At 62.7% G+C, this 23032-nt stretch carries 26 protein-coding genes; 22 read left to right on the forward strand and 4 right to left on the reverse strand.

Translation table 11 applies throughout. The features are described 5' to 3' along the window. The first annotated feature begins 221 nt into the window (after positions 1-221). The 3 genes from CXQ93_RS07140 to fdhA all read left to right on the forward strand — a co-directional run bounded on the left by CXQ93_RS07140 (position 222) and on the right by fdhA (position 3531). A complete protein-coding gene (locus tag CXQ93_RS07140; RefSeq protein ID WP_104109784.1) occupies positions 222-1418 on the forward strand; it encodes an IS110 family transposase in 1197 nt (398 codons plus the stop codon). Positions 1419-1506: 88 nt separating this feature from the next. Then, positions 1507-2037, forward strand: a complete 531-nt coding sequence (locus tag CXQ93_RS07145) for a DinB family protein (RefSeq protein ID WP_104110270.1) — start codon at positions 1507-1509, stop codon at positions 2035-2037. A gap of 282 nt (positions 2038-2319) precedes the next feature. Next, the gene (gene fdhA / locus CXQ93_RS07150; RefSeq protein WP_104109785.1) at positions 2320-3531 is read left to right on the forward strand and encodes a formaldehyde dehydrogenase, glutathione-independent; all 1212 of its coding nucleotides are present in this window, start codon (positions 2320-2322) and stop codon (positions 3529-3531) included. A 98-nt stretch (positions 3532-3629) separates the two neighbouring features. Here fdhA and CXQ93_RS07155 read toward each other — a convergent pair whose 3' ends face one another. From CXQ93_RS07155 to CXQ93_RS07170, 4 genes are read right to left on the reverse strand one after another with little or no spacing between them, the layout of a single operon-like run. After that, complete coding sequence (locus tag CXQ93_RS07155) at positions 3630-4016, reverse strand: flagellar assembly protein FliW (RefSeq protein WP_104109786.1); 387 nt, start codon at positions 4014-4016, stop codon at positions 3630-3632. Then, positions 4013-4879 (reverse strand): flagellar hook-associated protein 3, encoded by an 867-nt coding sequence (locus CXQ93_RS07160; RefSeq protein ID WP_258068688.1) that lies wholly within the window; start codon positions 4877-4879, stop codon positions 4013-4015. Before CXQ93_RS07160 ends, CXQ93_RS07155 begins: the two co-directional genes overlap by 4 nt. Positions 4880-4898: 19 nt before the next feature. Next, a complete protein-coding gene (gene flgK / locus CXQ93_RS07165; RefSeq protein WP_104109788.1) occupies positions 4899-6317 on the reverse strand; it encodes a flagellar hook-associated protein FlgK in 1419 nt (472 codons plus the stop codon). 18 nt (positions 6318-6335) lie between these two features. Then, entirely contained in the window at positions 6336-6818 is a 483-nt protein-coding gene (locus tag CXQ93_RS07170) for a flagellar protein FlgN (RefSeq protein WP_104109789.1), read from the reverse strand. 205 nt (positions 6819-7023) lie between these two features. Here CXQ93_RS07170 and CXQ93_RS07175 point away from each other — a divergent pair, with 205 nt between their 5' ends. The 19 genes from CXQ93_RS07175 (at position 7024) to CXQ93_RS07265 (ending at position 23001) form a co-directional block, all read left to right on the forward strand. Beyond that, entirely contained in the window at positions 7024-7881 is an 858-nt protein-coding gene (locus CXQ93_RS07175; RefSeq protein WP_258068689.1) for a sigma-70 family RNA polymerase sigma factor, read from the forward strand. A 140-nt stretch (positions 7882-8021) separates the two neighbouring features. Beyond that, a complete protein-coding gene (locus CXQ93_RS07180) occupies positions 8022-9197 on the forward strand; it encodes a flagellin (RefSeq protein ID WP_104109791.1) in 1176 nt (391 codons plus the stop codon). A gap of 130 nt (positions 9198-9327) precedes the next feature. After that, positions 9328-10716: a flagellar filament capping protein FliD gene (gene fliD, locus CXQ93_RS07185; protein ID WP_104109792.1), complete on the forward strand. Its 1389-nt coding sequence runs from the start codon at positions 9328-9330 to the stop codon at positions 10714-10716. After that, entirely contained in the window at positions 10713-11138 is a 426-nt protein-coding gene (gene fliS, locus CXQ93_RS07190; protein ID WP_104109793.1) for a flagellar export chaperone FliS, read from the forward strand. The genes fliD and fliS overlap by 4 nt, the downstream gene beginning before the upstream one ends. Before the next feature lie 8 nt (positions 11139-11146). Next, a complete protein-coding gene (locus CXQ93_RS07195) occupies positions 11147-11512 on the forward strand; it encodes a hypothetical protein (RefSeq protein ID WP_104109794.1) in 366 nt (121 codons plus the stop codon). Positions 11513-11656: 144 nt separating this feature from the next. Further along, positions 11657-11998, forward strand: coding sequence for a flagellar basal body rod protein FlgB (gene flgB / locus CXQ93_RS07200; RefSeq protein ID WP_103465196.1), 342 nt, complete (start codon positions 11657-11659; stop codon positions 11996-11998). Further along, positions 11995-12384: a flagellar basal body rod protein FlgC gene (locus CXQ93_RS07205; RefSeq protein ID WP_104109795.1), complete on the forward strand. Its 390-nt coding sequence runs from the start codon at positions 11995-11997 to the stop codon at positions 12382-12384. Before flgB ends, CXQ93_RS07205 begins: the two co-directional genes overlap by 4 nt. Before the next feature lie 3 nt (positions 12385-12387). After that, entirely contained in the window at positions 12388-12687 is a 300-nt protein-coding gene (locus CXQ93_RS07210) for a flagellar hook-basal body complex protein FliE (RefSeq protein ID WP_104109796.1), read from the forward strand. A 59-nt stretch (positions 12688-12746) separates the two neighbouring features. After that, complete coding sequence (gene fliF, locus CXQ93_RS07215; protein WP_258068695.1) at positions 12747-14285, forward strand: flagellar basal-body MS-ring/collar protein FliF; 1539 nt, start codon at positions 12747-12749, stop codon at positions 14283-14285. Further along, positions 14285-15298, forward strand: a complete 1014-nt coding sequence (fliG, locus tag CXQ93_RS07220; RefSeq protein WP_104109798.1) for a flagellar motor switch protein FliG — start codon at positions 14285-14287, stop codon at positions 15296-15298. Before fliF ends, fliG begins: the two co-directional genes overlap by 1 nt. Beyond that, a complete protein-coding gene (locus CXQ93_RS07225) occupies positions 15288-15941 on the forward strand; it encodes a FliH/SctL family protein (protein ID WP_146073183.1) in 654 nt (217 codons plus the stop codon). The genes fliG and CXQ93_RS07225 overlap by 11 nt, the downstream gene beginning before the upstream one ends. Further along, positions 15938-17263: a FliI/YscN family ATPase gene (locus CXQ93_RS07230; protein WP_104109800.1), complete on the forward strand. Its 1326-nt coding sequence runs from the start codon at positions 15938-15940 to the stop codon at positions 17261-17263. The genes CXQ93_RS07225 and CXQ93_RS07230 overlap by 4 nt, the downstream gene beginning before the upstream one ends. Then, on the forward strand, positions 17264-17728 hold the full coding sequence (locus CXQ93_RS07235) for a flagellar FliJ family protein (RefSeq protein WP_104109801.1): 465 nt from the start codon (positions 17264-17266) through the stop codon (positions 17726-17728). It abuts the gene before it with no gap. Beyond that, the gene (locus tag CXQ93_RS07240) at positions 17725-19242 is read left to right on the forward strand and encodes a flagellar hook-length control protein FliK (protein WP_104109802.1); all 1518 of its coding nucleotides are present in this window, start codon (positions 17725-17727) and stop codon (positions 19240-19242) included. The genes CXQ93_RS07235 and CXQ93_RS07240 overlap by 4 nt, the downstream gene beginning before the upstream one ends. A 14-nt stretch (positions 19243-19256) precedes the next feature. Next, a complete protein-coding gene (locus tag CXQ93_RS07245; RefSeq protein WP_104109803.1) occupies positions 19257-19772 on the forward strand; it encodes a flagellar hook assembly protein FlgD in 516 nt (171 codons plus the stop codon). Between the two features lie 49 nt (positions 19773-19821). Continuing rightward, positions 19822-20994, forward strand: coding sequence for a flagellar hook protein FlgE (locus tag CXQ93_RS07250; RefSeq protein ID WP_104109804.1), 1173 nt, complete (start codon positions 19822-19824; stop codon positions 20992-20994). A 111-nt stretch (positions 20995-21105) separates the two neighbouring features. Continuing rightward, positions 21106-21381 (forward strand): flagellar FlbD family protein, encoded by a 276-nt coding sequence (locus CXQ93_RS07255; protein ID WP_104109805.1) that lies wholly within the window; start codon positions 21106-21108, stop codon positions 21379-21381. Between the two features lie 7 nt (positions 21382-21388). Continuing rightward, entirely contained in the window at positions 21389-22192 is an 804-nt protein-coding gene (locus tag CXQ93_RS07260; RefSeq protein WP_104109806.1) for a motility protein A, read from the forward strand. After that, on the forward strand, positions 22189-23001 hold the full coding sequence (locus tag CXQ93_RS07265; protein ID WP_104109807.1) for a flagellar motor protein MotB: 813 nt from the start codon (positions 22189-22191) through the stop codon (positions 22999-23001). Before CXQ93_RS07260 ends, CXQ93_RS07265 begins: the two co-directional genes overlap by 4 nt. Positions 23002-23032: the final 31 nt, after the last annotated feature.

Below are 23032 nucleotides of genomic sequence, written 5' to 3' on the forward strand. Positions count from 1 at the left end.
ATGAAAGAACAACCATTACCTACCCTGCCAGCCAGTCACAGACTAGCCACTTCAAATACTTACAGGGGGGTGTTGCCACCGAGATTGGGATGGCAGCGAGGTGATTGCTGATTAGGGGCGCGGCGCCAAAAATATGGACGCCTGTCATAACGTGGATGTAAGACTTTGCTACCGATGGTTGGTCGACCTTGAACAAGAACTAGTTCAAAGGAGCACTAGCCATGATCACTAATGACGTCCAGATCTTTCTAGGCCTCGACGTCGGCAAAACCGACCACTGGGCCTGCGCCGTCACTAAAGATGGCACGAAAATTTGGAATCGGACCCTTCCTAACGACGAAGCCAAGCTCACCGCCGTCTATCAAGACCTCAGCGCCAGGGGCAGTGTTCTTGTTGTCGTGGATCAGCCCGCGACCATCGGGGCATTAGCCGTCGCGCTCGCTCAACACCTGGGTATCCCGGTCGCCTACCTGCCCGGGTTATCGATGCGACGGATCGCGGATATGTACCCGGGAACGGCGAAAACCGATGAAAAAGACGCGTTCATCATCGCGGACGCGGCCCGTACTATGCCTCACACCCTCCGTAGCATCGAGGTTGCTGATGAGGATGAAGCGACGCTGGGCATGCTCACGGGTTTTGATCTGGACTTGGCACGCCAGATCACGCAAACGAGCAATCGAATCCGCGGGCTCTTTACCCAAATCCACCCACCCCTGGAACGCGTCATTGGCCCTTGGCTGGATCACGACGCCGTCCTTGAAGTCCTCGCCTCCTGGCCCACGCCGGCCCAACTCAAGCAGGCCGGCAAAGCGCGGATCGCTGCGAAACTCAAGAAGCACGGCGCACGGCGCCACACCGCCTGGGCAACGACAATCCTTGCCGCACTGGAGAAACAGAGCGTTATCGTGGTCGGCACCGACGCTGCCGCACTAGTGATCCCACACCTAGCCAATCAGTTGATCTCCCTGCATGCCCAACGCGTTGACGTAGCCACTCACCTCGAGAAAATGGTGGAGGCCCACCCTCTTTACCCGGTCCTGACATCCATGCCAGGGATCGCCGTCAGGACCGCAGCGATCATCATTGCCGAGATCTCCGGCAAAACCTTCGCTAACGCCGCAGCCATGGCCTCCTACGCAGGCTTAGCGCCGACCACACGCCAGTCAGGTACCTCGATCAAATCCGAACGTGTCAGCCATTCAGGGAACAAACGCCTGAAACGAGCGCTGTTCCTCTCTGCCTTCGCCTCGATCAGATTCGACCCCGCCAGCCGCGCCTACTACGACCGGAAACGCGCCCAAGGAAAACGCCACAACCAAGCCTTGATCGCACTAGCCCACCGCCGACTCACAGTCCTCTTCGCCCTGCTTCGAGACAAAACCCTTTACGATCTTCCGGAACTAAAAGCTGCTTGACAAAATACATAGGGGCACCCCCCCGGGTGGCGGTCGCTAATGGACCGGCCCCTCGACAGTTGCTGTTCGCGGTGGAAGCATGGCGGTCATGAGAACTTCGGAGTTATTGACTGACGCTTTTGGCAGGATTGGCACCATAGTTGGCGGTGTCTTGGACGGGTTGGAGCCGCAGAAGGCCAATTGGCGCCCCGGCGGGAGCGGCAATTCCATCGCCTGGCTTGTCTGGCACCTGTCGCGCGGACAGGACGAACAAATTGCCGATGTGGCGGGGTCGCCGTCTATTTGGCGCAGCGGAGGGTATGCGGCACGCTTTGCGTTCGAGCTAAACCCGGACGATACCGGTTACGGACACTCCACGGAGCAGGTCTCGGCGGTTCATGTTGATTCCATGGACTTGCTGCGTGAGTACTTCGAAGCGGTTCTGGCGCGGAGCCTGGAGTATGTGGGTGGTTTGGCGGATGCCGAGCTCGAGAGAATCGTGGATGAACGCTGGGATCCACCGGTGACCCTCGGTGTTCGGCTCATCAGCATTCTCGATGATTGTGTGCAACATGGCGGGCAGGCGGCCTATATTAAAGGCTTGCCGGCTCGGGGCAACTCTGCGCCTGCGCCTCGTTAGGACGTAATGGTACGCCAGTCCAAGAGCTACGCACCGTTGTTGGAACAACGGTGCGTAGCTGCAAATTCTGCGACCCAGGCCCCGGCGTACTCCCCTCATGAGGAGGCCCCTTACATATTTTGGCGGCCCCACCTAGACTGACAACAACCCTGCTGACCACCCTCAATCCCGTGCACCATCTACGTGTTTTCAGGGTGCCACATAAGGCGTCAGGGGGTTGATTTCTCATTGCACTTGAAGCGCCACAATGGCGTCTTCTGAACTAACTGGGAAGGAAAAACCATGTCAGGAAACAAAGCCGTTGCCTACAAGGGACCGGGAGTTGTCGAGGTCATTGACATCGACTACCCAACATTTGAACTCAAGGACGGGCCGGGCGTCAACCCAGCCAATGTGGGGAGAAAAGTTCCCCATGGCGTCATCCTGCGCACCGTTGCCACCAATATTTGTGGCTCGGATCAGCACATGGTGCGAGGACGCACCACAGCCCCCTCTGACCTAGTCTTGGGCCACGAAATCACCGGCGAAGTAGTTGAAGTCGGCTCGGACGTGGAGTTCATCAAGGTGGGTGATATCTGTTCTGTACCCTTCAATATTGCTTGCGGCCGCTGCCGCAACTGCAAGGAACGTAAAACGGGCATCTGCCTCAACGTCAATCCAGACCGTCCCGGCAGCGCCTACGGCTACGTTGACATGGGCGGCTGGGTGGGTGGCCAAGCCGAGTATGTTTTGGTTCCCTACGCCGATTGGAACTTGCTGAAGTTCCCGGATCGGGACCAGGCGCTCGAGAAGATGCTCGATTTGACAATGCTTTCGGATATTTTCCCCACAGGCTTCCACGGTGCCGTCACAGCCGGGGTGGGTGTGGGATCCACCGTCTACATCGCCGGGGCCGGACCGGTTGGCCTGGCTGCGGCAACGTCGGCGCACTTGTTGGGTGCCGCCGTCGTTATTGTCGGTGACATGAACGCGGACAGGCTGGCACAGGCACGTACCTTCGGCTGCGAGACCATCGACCTTTCCGAGGGTGAACCGGGTGCCCAGATCGAACAGCTGCTCGGTGTGCCCGAGGTGGATTGCGCGGTGGATGCCGTTGGTTTCGAGGCAAAGGGCCACGGGCACGGCGCGGGCGAGGCTCCAGCCACAGTCCTGAACTCGCTCATGGACATTACAGCTGCCGGCGGGTCCTTGGGCATTCCTGGCCTTTATGTCACGGGGGACCCGGGCGGCATCGATGCGGCGGCTCAAAAGGGCGCCCTGTCGCTGAGTTTGGGCACCGGCTGGGCCAAGTCGCTGTCCTTCACCACGGGGCAGTGCCCCGTTATGAAGTACAACCGTGGCCTGATGATGGCGATCCTGCATGACAAGGTTTCCATTGCCAAGAACGTCAACGCGAAGGCGATCTCTCTCGCCGATGCGCCGCGGGGCTATGCCGAGTTCGACGCCGGTGCTGCCACGAAGTACGTGCTGAACCCGAACGGCTACTTGAACTAGCCAGAGCTGCGGTTTCATCTCTCCACCTGTGTGGCAGTTGTCGAATCGATTTGCCCGAATTTGGGTGGATTTGATCTAACAACTGCCACACAGATTTTTTAGATGGGGGAGAGCACGTGGCGCAACGGCCAGTCGGTGCCGTCCAAAATGATTTGGGCACATGCGCCCGTGGAGGGGTTGACCACTATGGGTGCCGACAGGTTCACCGTGGTCGTGCCTCCCGGGTTCACCACCACCAGCACCAAGGCCGACTCCGGATCTGCGCCGATGGCGGCAAGTTCCGCCACCGGCAGCCGCGGTGTGTACGACGGCACATACACGGCCGGATCCAGCACAAAAAGTCTTGCAGCGCCGTGCTGGGAAGTCAGGGAAAAAAGACCCGGGGTGTCGGCAATTTGGGCCAGCGTGAAATCCGTGCTGGGTTCCAGTCCCGGCGGCGGGCTCAGGAAAAGCAGGCGCTCAAGGTTTATGGCGGCCGGTATCATCGCAGGAAGTCCATCAATGTGGTTGACAGCACCTTCGCCGTGACGCTCAGGGATGCCTGGTAGGCCAGCTCCTGCGTCTTCAGGTCAAGGATTGCCTTGCCCAGGTCAAGGTCTTCAACGCTGGCACGCTGGGATTCTAAGTCAACCAGGGCATTGACGTTGGAATCCTTGGCCCGCAGCAGCGCCGCGTGGCGGGCGCCCACCACCGAGCGCTGGCCGATCACATTGTTCAGTGCGGCGTTGACTGTGTCGATCGAGCCGGAAATATCGGCTCCCGAGCGAAGGTCTGCGGCTATTTTTGAGACCTGTTCGAACACCGACTCCGCGCCATTGACAAAGATGGCTGCGCCATCGGCGTCCACCCGAATGGTTGCCTCGCCGCTGATGCGCCGCACGACAGGGCTGTTCCCTTCGCCCGTAAACGTCGGAGGAGTGCCCTCGAAGGCGAAGCCGGCATCCGAATTTCCGGCGAAAATGGTCCGGCCCAGGAATTTCGTATTGGCCTGGACCAGCAATTCGCTGCTGATGGAATCAAGCTCAGCCGCGATGGCTTCCTTGGCTTCGGGTGTCATGGTCCCGTTGGCTCCCTGGAGGGTGAGGTACTGCACGCGCTGCAACAATGTCACGGACGTATCCAGGGCCCCGTTTGCCATGGTGAGCCAGCCGTCGCCATTGTCAATGTTACGCGCGTGCTGGGCGGCCTGGGCCTGCGCCGCCCGCACGGCCAGGGAATCGGCAGCCGCGGCGGGATCATCGGAGAGCCGGGTGTTCTTTTGCAACGTGTTGGCCCGCAACTGCGCTTCCGCGAGCTTCACTGCGTTGGCCTGCATCCCACGCTGCGCCGCAGTGGAATTGGTGGTCATGGTGACTCTGCTCAGCATATTAGCGGCCCACCCTTCCGGTTTGGTTGATGAGGACGTCAAGTGCCTCATCAATGGCTGTCATCACACGGGCAGCAGCCTGATAGGCGTGCTGGTAGGTCAACAAGTTCACGTTCTCCTCGTCAATGTCCACCGAGGCATTTGACTGCTGGCTGGCAACCGCGTTGTTCAGGGACATGTCAGCCAGAACCGCCTGCTGAAGGCCGCTCTGAATCTCCACGCCAAGGCGCACCACGGTGTCGCTCCACACGGTGTCCGGTGAATCCGCGCCGATGCCCAGCTGGGAGATGGTCGCGGCAATTGAGCCGTCCTTGCCGCCGGCGTTGGGAGCGCCGACCTGAATGCTGCCGGCATCCTTGGGCACCACCGTGAGCCCCAGCGCCGCGGGAACGCCGGCCGTGAACTCGAAAAAGTCGTTGCCCGTGGTTTTGTCGGGGGCAACGCCGCCCTTGTAAACGGGATTGACCGTGTCCGCCAACTTCCGGGCCATGGTGTTGTAGGAGGCTGCTGTCTGGGCGATCATGCCGCCGCTGCCATCGAGCTCGGCCGGTTTCAGAACGGACAACATGCCGGCGAGTTTGCCGCCATCAAGGTCAACAGCGGAACCCGGACGGTGCGCCCATTCCAGTTGCACCGGGCCGCCCTGGGCCATCTTGGTGGCGCCGAAAAGTTTCACTTCATTGGACGTGCTGCCGGACAGCAGGACGTTTCCGCCCAGCAGGATCTCATTGGTCCCGTCAGGCAGCTCCCGGGTGGTGCCGCCAGTCAATTGGGCAATCTTGGCGGTCAGCGTGTTTCGCTGGTCAATGAGTTCGTTGTTGGGCGTTCCAGCGGCCGTGGCTGCACGGATCTGCTTGTTCAGTGCCGCAACCTGGGCGGCTGTGCCGTTGATGTCCTTGACCACAGTGTCTGCACTGCCGCGGGTCTGGGACCACTGGGCATCCATTGCCTTGTACCCGGAGGCGATGCTCTGGGTGAGTGTTGCCGACTTTTCCAGCAGCACGGCCGAGGAGGCGGCGTCGCCGGGAGTGTTTGAGACGCCCTGCCATGAGGTCCAAAAGCCCTGCAACTGGCTGGAAATGCCGTTGGGGCCCGGCTCGTTGAGTGTCTCCTCGATGCTGTTTAGTGCATTGGCCCGGACCCCGGTGTAGCCGGAAGCCGAGAAACTGGTGCGGACGCGCGCTTCCAGGAAGACATCGCCCAAGCGTGAGATGCCGCTGACGCCGACGCCTTGGCCCACCTTGATGCCCGAATCGTTCAGGGAGCCGCGGGCGGGTGTACCAAGCGCAGAGAATTCCGCGCGCTGGCGTGTGTAACCGGCTGTATTGACGTTGGTCAGGTTCTGGCCGGTGGTGTTCAAGCCGGTGCGCGCCGCATTTAGCCCCGACAAGGCCGTGTTCAAGCCACTAAAAGTACTCACATATTCCTCAATTAGGCTTCAGACGCTTTCGTCCAGGAGCCGGGCGACGGCGTCCTGGCTGGTGTGTCCACGGTGGTCGTAGGTGCCAGCCTCGGTGGCCATGTTGGCTGCTGTGTCCTGAGCTGACCGCAAGCCGGCACGCAAGAATTGCAGATTCGTGTCCCGCAGGCCACGGATTTGCTCCACAGTGTTCATCATGGCGCTGTGGTGGTCGCTCAGGATTTCCTGCCACGGCCCGTCAGGGGCTCCGTCTGCCAATTCCAGCAAGCCGGCCTCGTCCGTCAAACCCCACTTCAGGGCCACCTCCCCGGCGACTGCCGTACGCTCCAACGTGGCGGCGCGAAGCCGTTCCACAACATGGCTGACTTCGCGGGTGGCGTTGTCCAGCCACCGGGTCTTGCCCGACGTGAGGATCAAGTGCTCTTCCTCCAGCTTGAAAACTAGAAGTTCGAGCAGTTCCCGTTCACGCCACAATAAAGTTGTTAGTTCCTCGGGACCCATGGAATAAGTCCTTTCATCGGCCCAATCTTGGTTTCATTACGAGACTATCGGCAATAAGGCCTGTCCGGTTAGAGAGTTTTTCGTGCAAAGAACCACCCTGACCTGTGTGGGCCAATTCCAGAGCCTGATCGTGTCGTACAGTTACTTGCATATGTGCGCTGTTGACGGCCGCTGATTTCTGGGGGTGTGCCGTCGCTGCACTCTTATGAATTGCCTAGGGGGCAAACAATTGAATCGCGTTGAGCGCGACGACTTAGTCGTGCAAAATTTGCCACTGGTTGGGTACCTAGTGGCGGAGATCTGCATGCGCGCAGACCACCTGAGCCGGGAAGACCTGACTCAAGTGGGGGCCATTGCCCTCATCCACTGCGCCGAATCCTTCGATGAAGGGCTCGGTGTGCCTTTTGGCGCCTACGCACGACGCCGCATCAAGGGTGCCTTTGCGGACGAACTCCGCCGCGACGATTGGGCCACCCGGGGTGCCCGCACCAGAATGGGCGAGTTGGTGGCCGTCAAGGAGACGCTGACCAACGCGCTCAACCGTGTTCCTACTGTGGATGAAATGGCCGCTGCCATGGGCGTTGAACGGGCCGTGGTTGAGGCCTCTCGAATGGATGCCACCCGCACCATCATGCCGTTGACGGACGTCATTTCCGAGATGGTGGCCGACACCTCCCAAAGCCCCGAGAACGCGCTGATGCAGGCCGAGCATGAGCAATTCCTGGCTCACGCTGTCTCCGCGCTGCCTGCCAAGATGCGCTACGTGGTTGAACAGGTTTACTACCACGATCGCAGCGTCAAGGAACTGGCCGCCGAGCTGGGTTCAAGCCATTCCGCCGTGTCCCAGCAGCGCACCGAAGGGATGCGGCTGTTGCGGGACGGGTTGGAACGGCACTATCTGGCAACGTCCACTGCGCAGTCCCCTGCCCACTCCCGGATCGCGGCCTCCCGCCGCGAGGACTACCTGGCGGAGTTGGGCACCCGCAGCTATGGCGGTGCCACGCGTGCCCGCCTGGCCATGGCCGACGTGCCCCACAGGCCGGGGGTCCCGGCCGCCGGGTAGTGAGACTGGGCGGTGAGACCGGGGAGTGAGATTGCGGCGGTGATGTACCTTACGGCGTGCCCCTGGGTGCCGACAGTGTGGGTTAGCTGCCCATGGATGGGCGGCTTGGACAATACCCAAAACTCACGGAGGATTTACTCATGGGCATGCAAGTCAACACCAACCTCGCGGCAAACAACGCTTACCGCAACCTCAGCACCACCCAGAATGCACTGGGAAAGTCGATGGAGAAGCTCTCCAGCGGCCTGCGCATCAACCGCGCGTCCGATGACGCAGCTGGCATGGCCATCTCCGAGGGCCTGAAGTCACAGGTCAACGGTTACACCGTTGCCGCCCGCAACGCCCAGGACGGCATTTCCGTTGTCCAGACAGCAGAAGGCGCCCTGACCCAGGTGCACTCCATGCTGCAGCGCATGCGCGACTTGGCCGTCCAGGGCGGCAACGACTCCAACAACTCGGACTCGCGCGACGCCATCAAAAAGGAAACGGATCAGCTGACCAACGAGCTGACCCGCATGTCCGAGGCCACAAAGTTCAATGGCAAGGCGCTGCTGAACGGGTCGACGGCGGAAATGACGTTCCAGGTCGGGGCGGACGGCAACGCGAGCAACCAGATCTCCGTTGACCTGTCCAAGGCGAATGTGGCGACCATCGCGGGCAATCTCGGCGCCAGCGGCTCGGCGACTGGATCGACGTTCGCCATTGCCGATGTCGCTACTATTGGCGGCGTCGCAACCTTCACCACGACCAAGGGCGGCGTAGCGACCACGGTTACGACGGGCGACCTCGGAACTGCTGGCACGATTACCAGTGTTGAGGACTACGCCACGGCCCTTCGCAAGGACGCCAACTTCGCAGCCAACTTCACGGTGAGCGTGGAGAAGGACGCCAACGGTGGCGGCAACGCCATCGTGGTAACCGCAAAGGACGGCGGCACGCTGGTGGATGCCGATAACCTCACCTCCGGAGCCGGTCTGGCTGCCGGTATCGCAGGTGCACCTACGACTGCTACCGGGCTGCAGTTCGGCACGGCTGCGCAGGCGCAGGCTTCCCTGGGCAAGATCGACGAGCAGATCAAGCTCGTTTCCGAGGCCCGCGCCGACCTCGGTGCTGTGCAGAACCGCCTGGAGTCGGCAGTCAACAACCTCAACGTTGGCAAGGAAAACCTCACCGCTGCCGCGTCGCGCATCACCGATGTGGACATGGCCTCTGAAATGGTCAGCTTCACGCGCTCCAACATCCTGTCCCAGGCAGGAACGGCCATGCTGGCCCAGGCCAACCAGGCCAACCAGGGCGTCCTGAAGCTCCTCGGCTAAATCGAGTAGCCCGCTGGCGTCATAGCCGGCACCCCTTCGGTGGCCGCGGGAGCGTAAGTCGCTCCCGTGGCCATTGCCGGAAACCCCAGCATCAAGCACTCACCACAGCACAGCGAAAAGGAACCGCCTCATGGGCATGGGAATCGACGGCCTGACGTCCGGGCTGGACACCACGGCCATCATCAATGCGCTCATTGCCGCCGAGGCCCGCCCGCAGACGCTCATGAAGGGCAAGGTTGTCACCGACACCGCCCTGGTGACGGCCATGCAGGCGCTGAACACGAAATTTGCTGCCCTGACCACGCAGGCAGCCGCCCTGGCCAAGGCTGGCGGCCTGGACATGTACCAGGCCACATCTTCCTCCGACGCCATCACGGCGAAAATTGGAGCCGGTGCCCAGGCTACAAGCCTCGACTTGACCGTCAACAAGTTGGCCCAGGCGCACTCAATGGTGAGCGCTCCCATGAAGGAATGGCCTACAACGCCGGCCGTCATGACCTTCGCCAAGGCCGACGGCACCAAAACCGAGGTCAGCGCCGAAACCGGCTCCCTCGACGACATGGCCTACGCCATCAACCACTCAGCCGCCGGAATCTCCGCCGTGAAGGTCGCCTCCGGCGTGGACGTCAACGGTGACCCTCAATTCAGGCTGCAGCTGACGGCCAAGGACACCGGCACGGCCAACGCCTTTACCGCCCACCAGGGAACCGTTGCCGAGGTTGAGGCTGGAACCGCAGTGAGCCTGGCCGGGGTTGCCGGCTCGGCCACCCTGCGTACAGGCCAGGACGCCCAAGTGACCCTCTGGGCCGGCACAGCTGCCGAACAGTCCATCACCTCGGCCAGCAACACCTTTGCGGCCATTGCCCCCGGCATCGACATCACCGTCAACAAGCTCTCGCCAGACCCCGTCGCCGTCACCGTCTCCCGTGATGCCGGCAAGGTCACGGCGGCCGCGAAGGAGCTGGCCAGCGCCGTCAACGTCATTCTCGGCTCCATCTTCACCCAGTCGACGGTAACCTCCGGATCTGGGACGGGTGGCACTGCCAGCGCCAAGGGCGGGCTGTTTACCGGCGAAAGGACAGTTTCCGATGCCAAGACGAAGCTGTTTACGGCCGCCACCGCGCCGGTGGATGGCCTGTCCCCGGCAACCATTGGCATCAACACCACCAAGAACGGTGACTTGGCCTTTGACGCGGATGTCTTTGCCGCCGCCTACGCCAAGGACCCCGTTGCCGCGGAGAAGATGCTCCAAACCATCGCCTCCCGTGTTGCTGAGACGGCCAAGTCAATCTCCGACCCGATCGACGGCGCCCTCACGCAACGGGTCAAGGGGCAGGAAAGCATCATCAATGACCTCAATGCCCAAATTGTTGACTGGGACCTGAGGCTGGCCAACCGCCGCTCATCCCTGCAAGCCGTCTACACTTCCCTTGAGGTGCAAATGAGCAAGATGCAGTCGCAACAGTCCTGGCTGACAGCCCAAATCAGTTCCATGGACGCAGCAAGCAGCCAGAAATGATCACTACACCGAACCGCACCAAGGCGCTCAACGCGTACCAGCGTGATGCCATTCTCTCGGCGCCTCCGGCCCGGCTCCTGACGATGCTCTATGACAGGCTCCTGCTGGATCTTGCCCGTGCCGAAACCGCGCAAACATCCGAAGACTGGTTAACGGCCAGTGAAAACCTGCTTCACGCCCAGGACATCATCGCCGAGCTGTCGGGTTCGCTGATGCCGGAACTGTGGGACGGCGCCGATCAGCTGCTGGGCATCTACAACCATGCCGGGTCCACGTTGGTGCAGGCCAACATTCAGCGAGACCGCCTGCTCACCCAGGAATGCATTGCCCTGCTGGAGCCGCTCCGGCTTGCCTGGCATGAGGCGGCTGCTCTCCCCATGAGCGCCATGCCGGCGGCCCAGGGTGGCAGCTACAGCTCATGATCTGGCCCATGCTCGAGAGCGAGCAGAAATTTGCCGCCGGCCCCGACGAGCCAGGCGTCGCAGAGCTTGCAGATCTGGCTGAGCTGAAGGAACTTGCGGATCTGTCGGAGCTCACGGAGCAGTGGATCCGTGTATTGGATGAGCTCGAAACGCAGCTCTTGCTGGAGGATCCCGCAGCACCGCCCTGGACCCCGCCCTATGATCTGGCCCCCATGCCCGAATCCTTGCGGACACGGGCCGGCACGTTGGCCAGCGCCCAGATCCTGACCATCACCAAACTGCGCGACTCGCTTCAGGCGGCTTCGGCCGAACTGGCCACGCTGGCTCCCATCCGGCAAACGACGTCGGCCGTCTATTTGGATGTCATGGGCTAGCAGCAGCCACCCGGCGCAGGGGATGAGAATTGTTGTGAAACTTTCTTACCGCACGATCATGGCGTCCGATAGTCACTGTTGAGCATGGATCGCTCGACCATTTGGCCAAGGAACGGCCGCCGGATCTCGTCAAGGAAGAGCGCAGTGCTTGATTCTGTGGTCACAGTGGCGCTCACAAGCGCCCTGAACGGCTTGTCCCTGCGCCAACGCGCCATCGCCGACAATATTGCCAACGTCAACACCCCCGGCTACACAGCCCAGAGGGTGAAATTTGAAGAAGCGCTGGCCGAATCCGTGAGCCGCCGGGACGGTGACGTGCGTGCCACCACCGAACGCTCCCTGGAACCCACCCAGCTCAACGGCAACAACGTCAACCTTGACACCGAAACGCTCTCAAACATTGAAACAGTGCTGCGATACCAGTTTGCCGCGCAGGCGGTCAACAGCGAATTCAATGGCATGCGCACAGCGCTGAAGTCACAATAGTGAGTGACGCAATCGGCATCGCCTCCACCGGCCTGACCCTGCACCGCAAATGGCTTGATGCGGTCTCGGACAATTTGGCAAACGTCAACACCGTCACTGCCACCGGCGACGACGCGTTCCGTGCCCGCTACGTCATCGCCCAAGCCGGTGAAGGGGACTCCGGCGTGTACGTTGCCGGAGCAGCCTATGGTGACGCCGAAGGGCGCATGGTGCACGAGCCCGACCATCCCCTGGCCGACGAGGCCGGCTATGTCAGATACCCCGACATTGACCTTGCCTCCCAAATGGGCCAGCTCATCATGGCCCAACGCGGTTATGAGTCCAACGCAGCAGTGGTGGACCGGGCCAAGGCCATGTACGAATCCGGATTGCAGATTGGAAAATAGCCCATGAGTGTTTCGGGAATCGAAGGTGTACAGGCAAGCGCCGGCACAAGCTATCTGCCAGCCGTCGCTGAAGGCAGCGGCGGAGGCGCATTCGGCGCCTCCTTGGGTGATGCCCTCATTAATCTGCAGGGGCTGCAGTCCACTTCGGGCGCCCTGGCTGTCACGGCAGCAACAGGCAGTCTGGACGACATTCACCAGGCAACCATTGCCTCCAGCCGGTCAGCTGTCACCTTGGAGCTGGTCTCAACGTTGCGCATCAAGGGCGTTGACGCGTTCAACGAGATCATGAGGATGCAGGCCTGATGCCGCCATTCGTATCTTCCTTGGCAGGTCGATTTGCAGGCGTCGCCAAGGGTTTCAGCATGGCCCAAAAGACGCTGGTCATCATCGGCATTGCGGTGCTGGTTCTGGGCGGCGTGGCACTTGCCGCCTGGCTGTCCAAGCCAAGCTACACCCCGCTCTTCTCCGCATTGGACCCGGCCGACGCGAATGCCATCGTCACGCAGCTGAAAACGGACAACATCCCCTACCAGTTGGTCAACGGCGGCTCCACCATTTTGGTGCCGGATGCCAACGTTTACGATGAACGGCTCAAGGCGGCCTCGGCCGGGCTGCCCGCGGCAACCACGGCCGGGTACTCCCTGCTGGACAGCATGGGCGTCACCTCCTCCGAATTCCAGCAAAATGTCACGTACAAGCGTGCCATGGAGGGTGAACTGGCCCAAACCATCATGGCCATGAACGGGGTCACAACCGCCTCCGTCAAGCTGGCCGTGCCGGAAAAAACAGTCTTCACCTCAACGAAGGAAGACCCCACAGCGTCGGTTTTCGTTGAGACAACACCCGGGGTCAGCCTCTCCGATGAACAGGTCAACGCCATTGTGCACCTGACGTCCTCCGCTGTGGAGGGACTGAAACCCGTCAACGTTTCAGTGGTTGACTCAAGCGGTGCGGTGCTTTCGGCGGCTGGCACGGGCACCACCGGCACCGGCGACAAACAAACCCAGGCCTATGAACAACGCGTCACAGCAGCAGTGCAGTCCATGCTGGACAAGGTTGTGGGTGCAGGCAATGCCACCGTTTCCCTGACTGCCACCATGGACAAGGCCTCAACTGACAGGGTGAGGGAGGCCTTCACCTCCCCTGACGGGGCACCGGCACTGAATGAATCATCCACCACCGAGACGACCACCGGCGGAACGTCAACCGGCACCGGCGTGCTGGGGCCAGACAACATCGCCGTCCCCGATGGTGCCGGCACCACAGGAAGCTCTTCCGAATCCGAGAAGACCACCAAGAACAACGCCGTCGACAAGGTCACCGAAAACACGCTCATTCCGGCAGGAGCGCTGCAGCGCCAATCACTGGCAGTTGCCGTTGACTCGGCAGCAGTAGGCCGAATCGATGCGGCAACCCTGACGGAGATGGTTTCCGTGGCAGCGGGCATTGACGCCGGGCGCGGTGACACTGTCAGCATGCGGGTGGTGCCGTTTTCGACAGCCCAGGCTGACGCCGCGAAGGCCGCTATTGACGCGGCCAAGGCTGAGGCCGGGGCGGCCGCCACGGCCCAAAACTGGCGCAACATCATGTTTGGTGCGGTGTTGCTCCTGTTGGCGCTGATCGCTGCCGTACTGTACGCCCGCAAGAACCGCCGCCAGGTGCGTGAACTGGTGGATCTCGGGGAGCAGGGCCCGCCCATGATCACCCGGAGTCCGTTGCCGCTGGAGCCCGCGCCGGACACCACTGCCATGGCTGCCATCCCGGCCCCTGTCGCCCTGCCCGTGGCCGAACGAAGCGACACGGACGCCAAACGGGCCTCCCTTGAAGCCATGGCCGGCGCCGACCCGGAAAAAACCGCAGGCCTACTTCGCTCGCTCATGGATGATCGGGCGGGCGTCTGATGGCTGAAGCAACACTGACAGGGGCGCAAAAGGCCGCGGCCCTGCTCATGCAGTTCTCCCAGTCTGCGGCTGCCGCCGTCATGTCCCACCTTTCGGATGCCGAGGCAGAATCGATTGCCGCGGAAATTGTAAAAATGCGCAGGGTCCAGCCCGAGGTTGCCGACGCGGTTGTTGATGAGTTCCATGGACTGGCAGTGCGGGGCAGGCATGCGGCCCAGGGTGGCCGGGATTTCGCCGCGGGCCTGCTGGCTGCCTCCTTCGGCAGCGAAAAGGCCGCAGGTGTCATGGACAGGCTGGCGTCCACCATGGCTGGGCGACCCTTCGAGTTTCTGGACGACGCCGAGCCCGGACAACTGTTGTCGGTGCTGGAAGACGAACTGCCGGCCACAATTGCGCTGGTCCTGGCCCACCTGCGTCCGGACCGGGCGTCGGCGGCACTTGCGGGATTGCCGGGGGAACTTCGTGCCGACGTCGCCCAGGCCATCGCCACCATGGGTGCGGCAACACCTGAAGCTGTTGGCATCGTGGCCGAAACGTTGAAGCAGCGCGCCCTGGCCGTGGTGGCCCCCCGTGAACAGATGGCGGTCATTGGCGGGGTCCAGCCGCTGGTGGACATCATCAACCGCTCAGACGCCGCCACGGAGCGGGCACTGTTGGAGGAGCTGGCGCTGCGGGACCCGGAACTGGCCGAAGAAGTGCGTTCACGCATGCTGACGTTCGCGGATTTGGTGAAGCTGGAAAACCAGGACGTGCAGCTGGTGCTGCGCGGCATCGACGCCAACACCCTGGCCCTGGCCATGAAGGGTGCGCACGCGGCTGTCCTGGAATCCATCCGGGCCAACATCTCCGAGCGCAACCGTGAATTGCTTGAATATGAGTTGGAGGCGCTGGGCCCTGTACGCACCTCAGAAGTGGAACAGGCCCGGGCCGACATTGTGCGGATCATCCGCGAACTTGAAGCCGCGGGTGACATAACCATCCGCCGCGGGGACGAGGATGACATTGTCTACTAAGCCTTCCACCACCCGCCCGGCAGTATTCCCGGTGGTCCCCACTCCCACACAGTCCCAAGCCCACACGGACGCCAAGACCCGCGGGTTCACGCAGGGCCATGCGGCAGGGTATGCCGCGGGACTGCAGTTGGCGAGCCGTGAAACGGCGGCCGCCCGCGCCCGCCACGACGCCGACCACGCCCGGCGGGTGAGTGAACTCGAAGCCCGGCATGCTGCCGAGGTGGAGTCCCTGCGACTGGCCGGTGCTGCCCTTGTGGAGCGCACCGTTCCTGTCTTGGCCGACTCCGAACAGGCCTTGTTCAGCTGCGCACTGGAGCTGGCCGAGGCCTTGCTGGGACACGAAATTCGTGACGGGGAAACCTCCGCCCGGGCAGCCCTGGCGCGGGCTTATGGGACGGGTGAAGCAGAAGTTCCCGTGGCCATTCGCATGAATCCGGCAGATCTGGCCGTCCTGGGCCGTGTCACCGGGATACTCCCAGAAACCCTGACACTGGTGGGGGATCCGGCCCTGAACCGCGGCGACGCCGTGGCGGAATATCCGTACGGTTTCGTTGACGCCCGACTCGACACCGCCGTTGCCCGGGTCAAGGCGGCCCTGGCTGGCGGATCCATGCCGGCACCCGCTGCACAGGATGCGTCATGAAAAGCTCCGTCATCCCCGGGGCCCGGAAACTTTCGCTGGCCATACGTGCAGCAGCCCCGGAGCGCGTGGGAGTCGTGACGGGCGTGGTTGGCCTGGTCGTCCAGGTGCAGGGCCTGCGTTGCGCCGTGGGTGACATGGTCACCATCGGCGGGCGCACGCCCATCGATGCCGAGGTGGTGGCGGTCAGTGCCGGCAGCCTCAAAATCATGCCGCTCGGGCCCATGACCGGGCTGGGGGAGGGCGACCCCGTCCGTGCCAAGTTGGAGCCCATGCTGGTTCCCACCGGCGACGGTCTACTGGGCCGGGTCATCGACGGGCTGGGGCGCCCCATTGACGGTTTGGGGCCGCTCAAAGGTGTGAGCGGGGTTCCGCTGGAGAACAAGGCGCCCAATTCCATGGATCGAGCCCGGATCGCGACACCGCTGCAGACGGGCGTGCGGGTTCTGGACACCCTGACCACCACCGGGCGCGGGCAGCGGCTGGGCCTGTTTGCCGGTTCCGGCGTTGGCAAATCTTCCCTGTTGTCCATGATCGCGCGCGGCACCGAGGCCGCCGTATCCGTCATTGCCTTGGTGGGGGAGCGCGGGCGTGAGGTCCGCGAATTCCTGGAGGACGATCTGGGGCCGGATGGCCTTGCCCGTTCAATAGTTGTCGTGGCCACGAGCGACGAGCCAGCTTTGATGCGACTTCGTGCCGCCTTCACAGCCACCAGGATCGCCGAGTCATTCCGGGAACGCGGCGTGGACGCCATGCTCATGATGGATTCACTGACCCGCGTGGCCATGGCGCAGCGTGAAATTGGCTTGTCGGTGGGCGAGCCGCCAGCCACCCGCGGGTACCCGCCGTCGACCTTTTCAATTCTGGCCCGGCTGCTGGAGCGGGCAGGCACCGACAAGATTGGCTCGGTCACCGGCCTCTATACAGTTCTGGTTGACGGGGACGACCACAACGAACCGATCGCCGACGCCGTCCGCTCCATCCTTGACGGCCATGTGGTGTTGGAGCGAAAACTAGCCGTGGCAGGACATTTCCCGTCCATCGACGTGCTTGGCTCCATCTCCCGTGTGGCCTCCAAGGTGTGCACCAGGGAGCAAAAGGACGACGCCGGGACCCTGCGCAAGGTGTTGGCGGCCAGGGCCGCAGCCCAAGACTTGATCGACGTGGGTGCCTACCAGTCCGGCAGCAACCCGCTCGTGGACGCAGCAGTGCGCCACGGGGCTGCGATCAACAATTTTCTACAACAAGGCATGGACCAGCAAGTTCCGGCACGGCAGTCGTGGGCGGAACTCAACGCCCTCACCAACAACATTTTGGGAGCATAGATGGGCAAGTCATTCCGCCTGGCCGGGCTCTTGCGATTCCGCCAGGCACAGGAAGAACAAGCCGCAGCGGCGTTGGCACGGGCAAACGCCCGGCGCAAGGAACACGAGGGACGGGTGGGACGGGTGCGTGGCGTGCTGGCTGACACCCCCTCGGACCCCGGATCAGCGATGGCTCTGCGGGCCAGTGCCGCGGCCCGGTCGTCCGCGCGCAGCATGCTGTTGGAACTGCACGCCTTGACTGACTCCACCACGCAGGAGGCCGCCCAGGCACAGGCTGAGCTGCTCGCCGCCAAAAAATCCGCGGCTTCCTTGGAGAATTTGGCTGATCGGCACCGGGTCGAGCAACATCACCTCCTGCTTCGCGAGGAACAAATCTTCCTCGACGAGCTGGCGTCTTCCCGCACACCGGAGCACGGCTCACCCAATCTTGGCGCCACGGTCGACTCTAGGTTGGAGAACGCATGAAGCTGCCTGCAACTCTGTTCCCGTCCCTTTCAGCCAGCACAACGACGCGCTCCGAAGCTGCGCCGGGGGCAACAGCGTCGGGGTTTGGCGCGCGCCTGGGCACTGCTTTCGGCGACGCGTTGGGTGAGGCGTTGGGGGATGCGGGCGCCAACACCGCCGACGGGCTGTCCACGGAAGAATCCGCCGGCGCTAGTACCGCCAACGAACCGGCGGAAACCTCCGGTGCCACCCTGCCGGCCCACGGAGGCCAGCTTGCACAGGCCGGGTCGGAGCGTGCACCCGCCAATGACGCCGCGATGACCCAGTTCTGGGCGGCAGCCCAACCCCCCCCGAATCAACATCAACTCGATGCTGCGCTCATGCCTGCTCCCCAAACGCCCGTGGCTGCCGCTTCCGGCGGGGCATCCAACGGCCAGGCACCCGACGGCGGATCCCCGGACGCTGCGGCCGACGGTTTTGCAGCGATGCCGGCAGCTGACCCGGGCGTCGGGACCCCTGCCGGGCCACGCCCCGCCAGCGGACCAGTTACGGCAACCGCAGCACTGAACGGCGGCGTGCCTGTCCACAGCGGTGGCGGAGCGGCGGCCCCTGCTGGCGCGCCCCTGGCTGGCGAAGGTGTGGCACCTCCGGCTGTGGCGGCAGCGACTGCGGTGACGGCTGCGAGTCCAGCGCAAACTACGCCAAGTGCGGCCGTGCCCCAAGGTGGTGGCACCCTTGCCACGGCCATTGTCGGACACCTCGGAAATGCTTTTGCAGTGTCCGCAGAGTCTGCAGAGTCCGCAGCTGTTCCGGATGACGCCGGGCCAGTCGCTGCAACGCTCCAGCCCATGCCGGGAGTTGCGCCAAAATTTTCAGCGGACATCGTGCCGGCAAGGCTTAACAGCGCCATAACGGCCCCACATGTTGAGGGTGAGACCCCGGCGCCTGCGACGGAGCCAGGCCGGCAGGCGGTTGACGCAGCTGTTGCGCCGGCGCCTTCCGCCTCATCCGCTCCAACGTCCGCCGTGATTCCACCGGCGCTCCCGCTGCCAACCCAACCGCCAGTCCCGGCGCCTGGCAGCGCACAGCAGGCTGTGCCGGCCGGCACTCCCATGTTGAGCGAACAACTGGCCCGACCGCTGTTTGCCCTGGCCGCAGCACCCCTGGGCGAACATGTCATGACCATCAACGTGGTCCCCGATGCGCTGGGTCCTGTCACAGTGCGGGCACATCTGGCCGCAGACGGCATCCGCATCGAAATGATGAGCCCAAGTGACGCCGGGCGCGAAGGGCTGCGCAACATTCTGGCGGATCTGAGGCGTGACCTGGCTGCCGGCGGCATGGCAGCCTCCCTGAGCATGGGAACAGGGAATGGCAGCCAGGACCACGGGGCCGGCCACCGCAGCCCCCCAGGGTCCGGAAACCCCTGGAACCCCGTGGCACGGCCCGACGATCCGGGCCCGGCAGCGCATCGCAGGCTGGCGCCGTCGGACGTTCCAACTGCTGCAAACAATTCACTGGACATTACGGTTTAGAAAGGCACCCCACCATGAGCAACGACTCCATCGCCGCGGTGAACACAACAGGTGGTTCCCCGCAGCCGGCATCGGTCAACGGGATCAACAGCATTGCAGGCACGCGTACGCCCAAGCAAGTCATGGACTCCGAAGTGTTCATGAATTTGCTGGTGGCCCAACTGCGCCACCAGGACCCCTCTTCTCCCATGGACACCAACCAAATGATCAGCCAAACCACCCAGCTGGCCACCATGGAGAAGCTGACCAACATGGACACGACAGCCACGGAGAACTTCGCGCTGCAAATGCGCACCTCAGCGGCAGCGCTCATTGGCCAGCAGGTTTCCTGGGAGGACGCCGACGGCACCAAGCACAGCGGCGTTGCCACCTCCGTTTCCTTCGCCGGTGGCATCCCACAAGTCACCGTGGGGGACAAGACTGTTCCGCTGGACGTGATCTCCGGGGTCACCTCCGTTCCGGTCACCGATGATGCGCCCCCGGAAAGCGAACCGCTGCCCGAGCCCGGGCCGGACACCAACGTCAACTAGCCTCCACCACCCAGCACTCCACCCACCCAGCACAGAAAGGCATCACCGCATGCTTCGTTCCCTGTATTCAGGCATTTCCGGGCTTCGCGCCCACCAGACCATGCTCGACGTCACCGGCAACAACATTGCCAACGTCAACACGGCCGGGTTCAAGTCCTCCACAGTCCAGTTCCAGGACACGCTTTCACAGGTGACCCGCGCGGGTGCGGCGGCCCAGGCCGGTGCAGGCGGAACCAACCCCGCCCAAGTGGGGTTGGGTGTTCAGGTGGCGGGCGTTTCCACCAATTTCTCCCAGGGCTCGGCCCAGGCCACCGGCAGGTCTTCTGACATGATGATCTCCGGGGATGGCTTCTTCATCACCAACAAGGGTGGCGAGCAGATGTACGCCCGTGCCGGGGCATTTGACTTTGATTCCCAGGGCCGCCTGGTGTCACCCGACGGTGCACTCCTGCAGGGTTGGGCGGCCGTCAACGGCCAAGTCAACGCCGGTGCCGGGTTGTCCAACATTGTCATCTCCAAGGCGATGATTGCCCCTGCCGAGGCCACCACGGGCGCAACCATGGGCGGCAACCTTCCCGAGGACGCAGCACTCGGCACCGCATTGACCCGCGACATGAAGGTCTTCGACGCCAACGGCCAGGCCCGCAACGTGTCGCTGACCTTCACCCGCACGGGAGCCGGCTGGGATGTGGCCGGCGCCGACGCCAACGGCGCCACGGGGGCCACAGCTTTGACGTTCACCAACGGTGCCGGCGCCCCCGGCACTGCCTTGACCGTTGGCGGCATTTCGGTGGACTTGTCCAGCGTCACAGGCTACGCGGAAATGTCCACCGTGGCCGTCACGGAGACAAACGGCAATGCTGCCGGCACCCTGGATTCCTTCAGCATGGGCACGGATGGAACTCTGACAGGAACCTTCAGCAACGGCGAAAACGTTGTGATCGGCCGCATCGCGCTGGCCAACTTTACCAATGCCGGCGGCCTGGAGAAGGCTGGATCATCCAGCTACCGGGCAACGGCCTCCTCCGGCGCGGCGACCGTTGGTGCGGCAGGCGCCAACGGTCTGGGCGCGCTGACCAGCGGGTACGTGGAGATGTCAAATGTGGATCTGTCCCAGGAGTTCACCAATTTGATTGTGGCCCAGCGCGGGTTCCAGTCCAACGCCCGAATCATCACCACCTCCGATGAAGTGCTGCAGGAATTGACCCAGCTCAAACGCTAACGGCGGCACGAGGTCAATACAAAAGCTGTCCCGCAGCTAACCAATGCGGCGGGACAGCCGACAGTACCATTGTGGGGCGGCTGGCGTCTTCGCAACTCTAAGGATGAGCATTTGATAGTTGTCACGCGTCTGGATGGCAGGCAATTTGCGTTGAATCCGGATCTAATTGAGCGCATCTTTGAATCCCCTGACACGACCGTGGTCATGGCTGATGGGGCAAATTACATTGTCACTGAATCCATGGCAGACATTATTGAAAAGATTGCCCGGTTCCGGGCCCGCATCATCTCGATGGCCCACAACTACTCCGACGACGCTGAAGAGCAGCACTCTCCGCCCAAGCTGAGCATCATCCACACTCCAGGAAACCCCTCCACCAAAGGATAGTAAAGCGATGGATCCCGCAACAATTGCAGGCCTGCTCATAGCCTTCGGTGCGCTGTATGGCATGGTCGCGCTCGAAGGCGCAAGTGTTTCGAGCCTGCTGCTGCCGGCCCCCATGCTGCTGGTCCTGGTGGGCACCATCGCCGTCGGCGTGGCCAGTTCAACCATGAAAGACGTGCTCCATGCGGTGAAGTCGTTGCCGAAGGCCTTCACCGGAAAGCCCCCCAAGCCCGGAGACAGCATTGACGAGGTTGTGGCCCTGGCCGACAAGGCGCGCCGCGAGGGGCTCCTCTCCCTGGAAGCGGCCGCCGCTGAAACTAAAGATCCCTTCCTGCGCAATGCCCTGCAAAACATTGCTGACGGCACTGACGGGGAGGATCTGCGCGAACTGCTGGACGACGCCGTCGAGGCCAAAATCAAGAGCGACCACACGGCGTCAAAATTCTTCATGACCCTGGGCGGCTACGCCCCCACCGTGGGGATCATCGGCACAGTGGTGTCCCTGACCCATGTGCTGGAAAATCTCTCCGCGCCCGAGGAGCTCGGCCACATGATTGCGGCCGCGTTTGTGGCCACCCTCTGGGGCCTGCTGTCCGCGAACTTCATTTGGCTGCCCATTGGCACACGCCTGAGCCGCCTCTCCGAACTTGAGGTGGACCGCATGACGCTTGTCATGGAAGGTGTCCTGGCCGTGCAAGCCGGATCGCAGCCCACGCTGTTGCGTGAGCGGTTGACGGCGATGGTGCCCGCCTACCGCCAGCAGCGGGTGAAGAACGCGGGCGGCGCCGACGCGCAGGGCAAGAAAGCGGCATGAGCAAGCGAGGAAAGTCCGGGCGCAAGCGTCGTGGAAAACCCGAGGAAAGCCACCCCGACGAGCGCTGGATGGCTTCCTATATGGACATGGTCACGGTGCTGATGTGCATGTTCATCGTCTTGTATGCCATGTCCACCGTTGACGAGGACAAATACGTAAAACTTCGGGACTCCCTGGCCACCGGCTTTGGCCAGGTGGCTGTTGGAAAGGTCGACACCGCCTCGGGGATCGTTGTCCCGCCCAAGGACGTCGGCAAGGAGGGCACCTTGACCAAAACTCCCCTGGACCTGGCCAAGGCGGAGGTGGACAAACTCAGTGCCCTGAAGGAATCCATGAGCCTGCGCCTGGAGAACAAGGGGCTGGCCGAGAATGTCCAGTTTCAGATTGACCAGCGCGGCCTGAGCGTGAAACTCGTCGGATCGCAGTCGTTCTTCCAGCCGGACAGCCCCCACCTGTCAACAAGGGCAGCGGAGGTGCTTGACACCATAGCTCCCGTGCTGAAGTCATCAGAGCTGGACATTTCCGTGGAAGGACATGCGGCCAATGCCATCACCAACTATCCCTCCGTCTGGGAGCTGTCAGCCGAACGGGCTGTCGGCGTGGTCAGGCACTTGGTTGAGAATCAAGGAATTGGGGGACGCAAGATCGGCGCCATCGGCTACGGTTCCTCCCGCTCCGTCAATGACAATTCCACCGAACCCCTGCGCGAGCTGAACCGCCGTGTGGACATAGTGGTGCTCTCCAACCAGCCCGAACAAGTGCGGGCCCTGATTCCCGACGTCCTTAAAGCTAGGGCAGCTTCTTCCTAACGAACACACCGCGCCTGCCGATAGTGACAGA

The sequence above is a fragment of the Arthrobacter sp. N199823 genome (assembly GCF_002929705.1).
GTDB lineage: Bacteria > Actinomycetota > Actinomycetes > Actinomycetales > Micrococcaceae > Specibacter.

Bases quoted from the DNA above. Each gene is read 5' to 3' on its own strand.
- CXQ93_RS07140 (WP_104109784.1), top strand. From the start codon at position 222: ATGATCACTAATGACGTCCAGATCTTTCTAGGCCTCGACGTCGGCAAA.
- CXQ93_RS07145 (WP_104110270.1), top strand. From the start codon at position 1,507: ATGAGAACTTCGGAGTTATTGACTGACGCTTTTGGCAGGATTGGCACC.
- fdhA (WP_104109785.1), top strand. From the start codon at position 2,320: ATGTCAGGAAACAAAGCCGTTGCCTACAAGGGACCGGGAGTTGTCGAG.
- CXQ93_RS07155 (WP_104109786.1), bottom strand. From the start codon at position 4,016: ATGATACCGGCCGCCATAAACCTTGAGCGCCTGCTTTTCCTGAGCCCG.
- CXQ93_RS07160 (WP_258068688.1), bottom strand. From the start codon at position 4,879: ATGACCACCAATTCCACTGCGGCGCAGCGTGGGATGCAGGCCAACGCA.
- CXQ93_RS07170 (WP_104109789.1), bottom strand. From the start codon at position 6,818: ATGGGTCCCGAGGAACTAACAACTTTATTGTGGCGTGAACGGGAACTG.
- CXQ93_RS07175 (WP_258068689.1), top strand. From the start codon at position 7,024: ATGAATTGCCTAGGGGGCAAACAATTGAATCGCGTTGAGCGCGACGAC.
- CXQ93_RS07180 (WP_104109791.1), top strand. From the start codon at position 8,022: ATGGGCATGCAAGTCAACACCAACCTCGCGGCAAACAACGCTTACCGC.
- fliD (WP_104109792.1), top strand. From the start codon at position 9,328: ATGGGCATGGGAATCGACGGCCTGACGTCCGGGCTGGACACCACGGCC.
- fliS (WP_104109793.1), top strand. From the start codon at position 10,713: ATGATCACTACACCGAACCGCACCAAGGCGCTCAACGCGTACCAGCGT.
- CXQ93_RS07195 (WP_104109794.1), top strand. From the start codon at position 11,147: ATGCTCGAGAGCGAGCAGAAATTTGCCGCCGGCCCCGACGAGCCAGGC.
- CXQ93_RS07210 (WP_104109796.1), top strand. From the start codon at position 12,388: ATGAGTGTTTCGGGAATCGAAGGTGTACAGGCAAGCGCCGGCACAAGC.
- fliF (WP_258068695.1), top strand. From the start codon at position 12,747: ATGGCCCAAAAGACGCTGGTCATCATCGGCATTGCGGTGCTGGTTCTG.
- fliG (WP_104109798.1), top strand. From the start codon at position 14,285: ATGGCTGAAGCAACACTGACAGGGGCGCAAAAGGCCGCGGCCCTGCTC.
- CXQ93_RS07230 (WP_104109800.1), top strand. From the start codon at position 15,938: ATGAAAAGCTCCGTCATCCCCGGGGCCCGGAAACTTTCGCTGGCCATA.
- CXQ93_RS07235 (WP_104109801.1), top strand. From the start codon at position 17,264: ATGGGCAAGTCATTCCGCCTGGCCGGGCTCTTGCGATTCCGCCAGGCA.
- CXQ93_RS07240 (WP_104109802.1), top strand. From the start codon at position 17,725: ATGAAGCTGCCTGCAACTCTGTTCCCGTCCCTTTCAGCCAGCACAACG.
- CXQ93_RS07245 (WP_104109803.1), top strand. From the start codon at position 19,257: ATGAGCAACGACTCCATCGCCGCGGTGAACACAACAGGTGGTTCCCCG.
- CXQ93_RS07250 (WP_104109804.1), top strand. From the start codon at position 19,822: ATGCTTCGTTCCCTGTATTCAGGCATTTCCGGGCTTCGCGCCCACCAG.
- CXQ93_RS07260 (WP_104109806.1), top strand. From the start codon at position 21,389: ATGGATCCCGCAACAATTGCAGGCCTGCTCATAGCCTTCGGTGCGCTG.
- CXQ93_RS07265 (WP_104109807.1), top strand. From the start codon at position 22,189: ATGAGCAAGCGAGGAAAGTCCGGGCGCAAGCGTCGTGGAAAACCCGAG.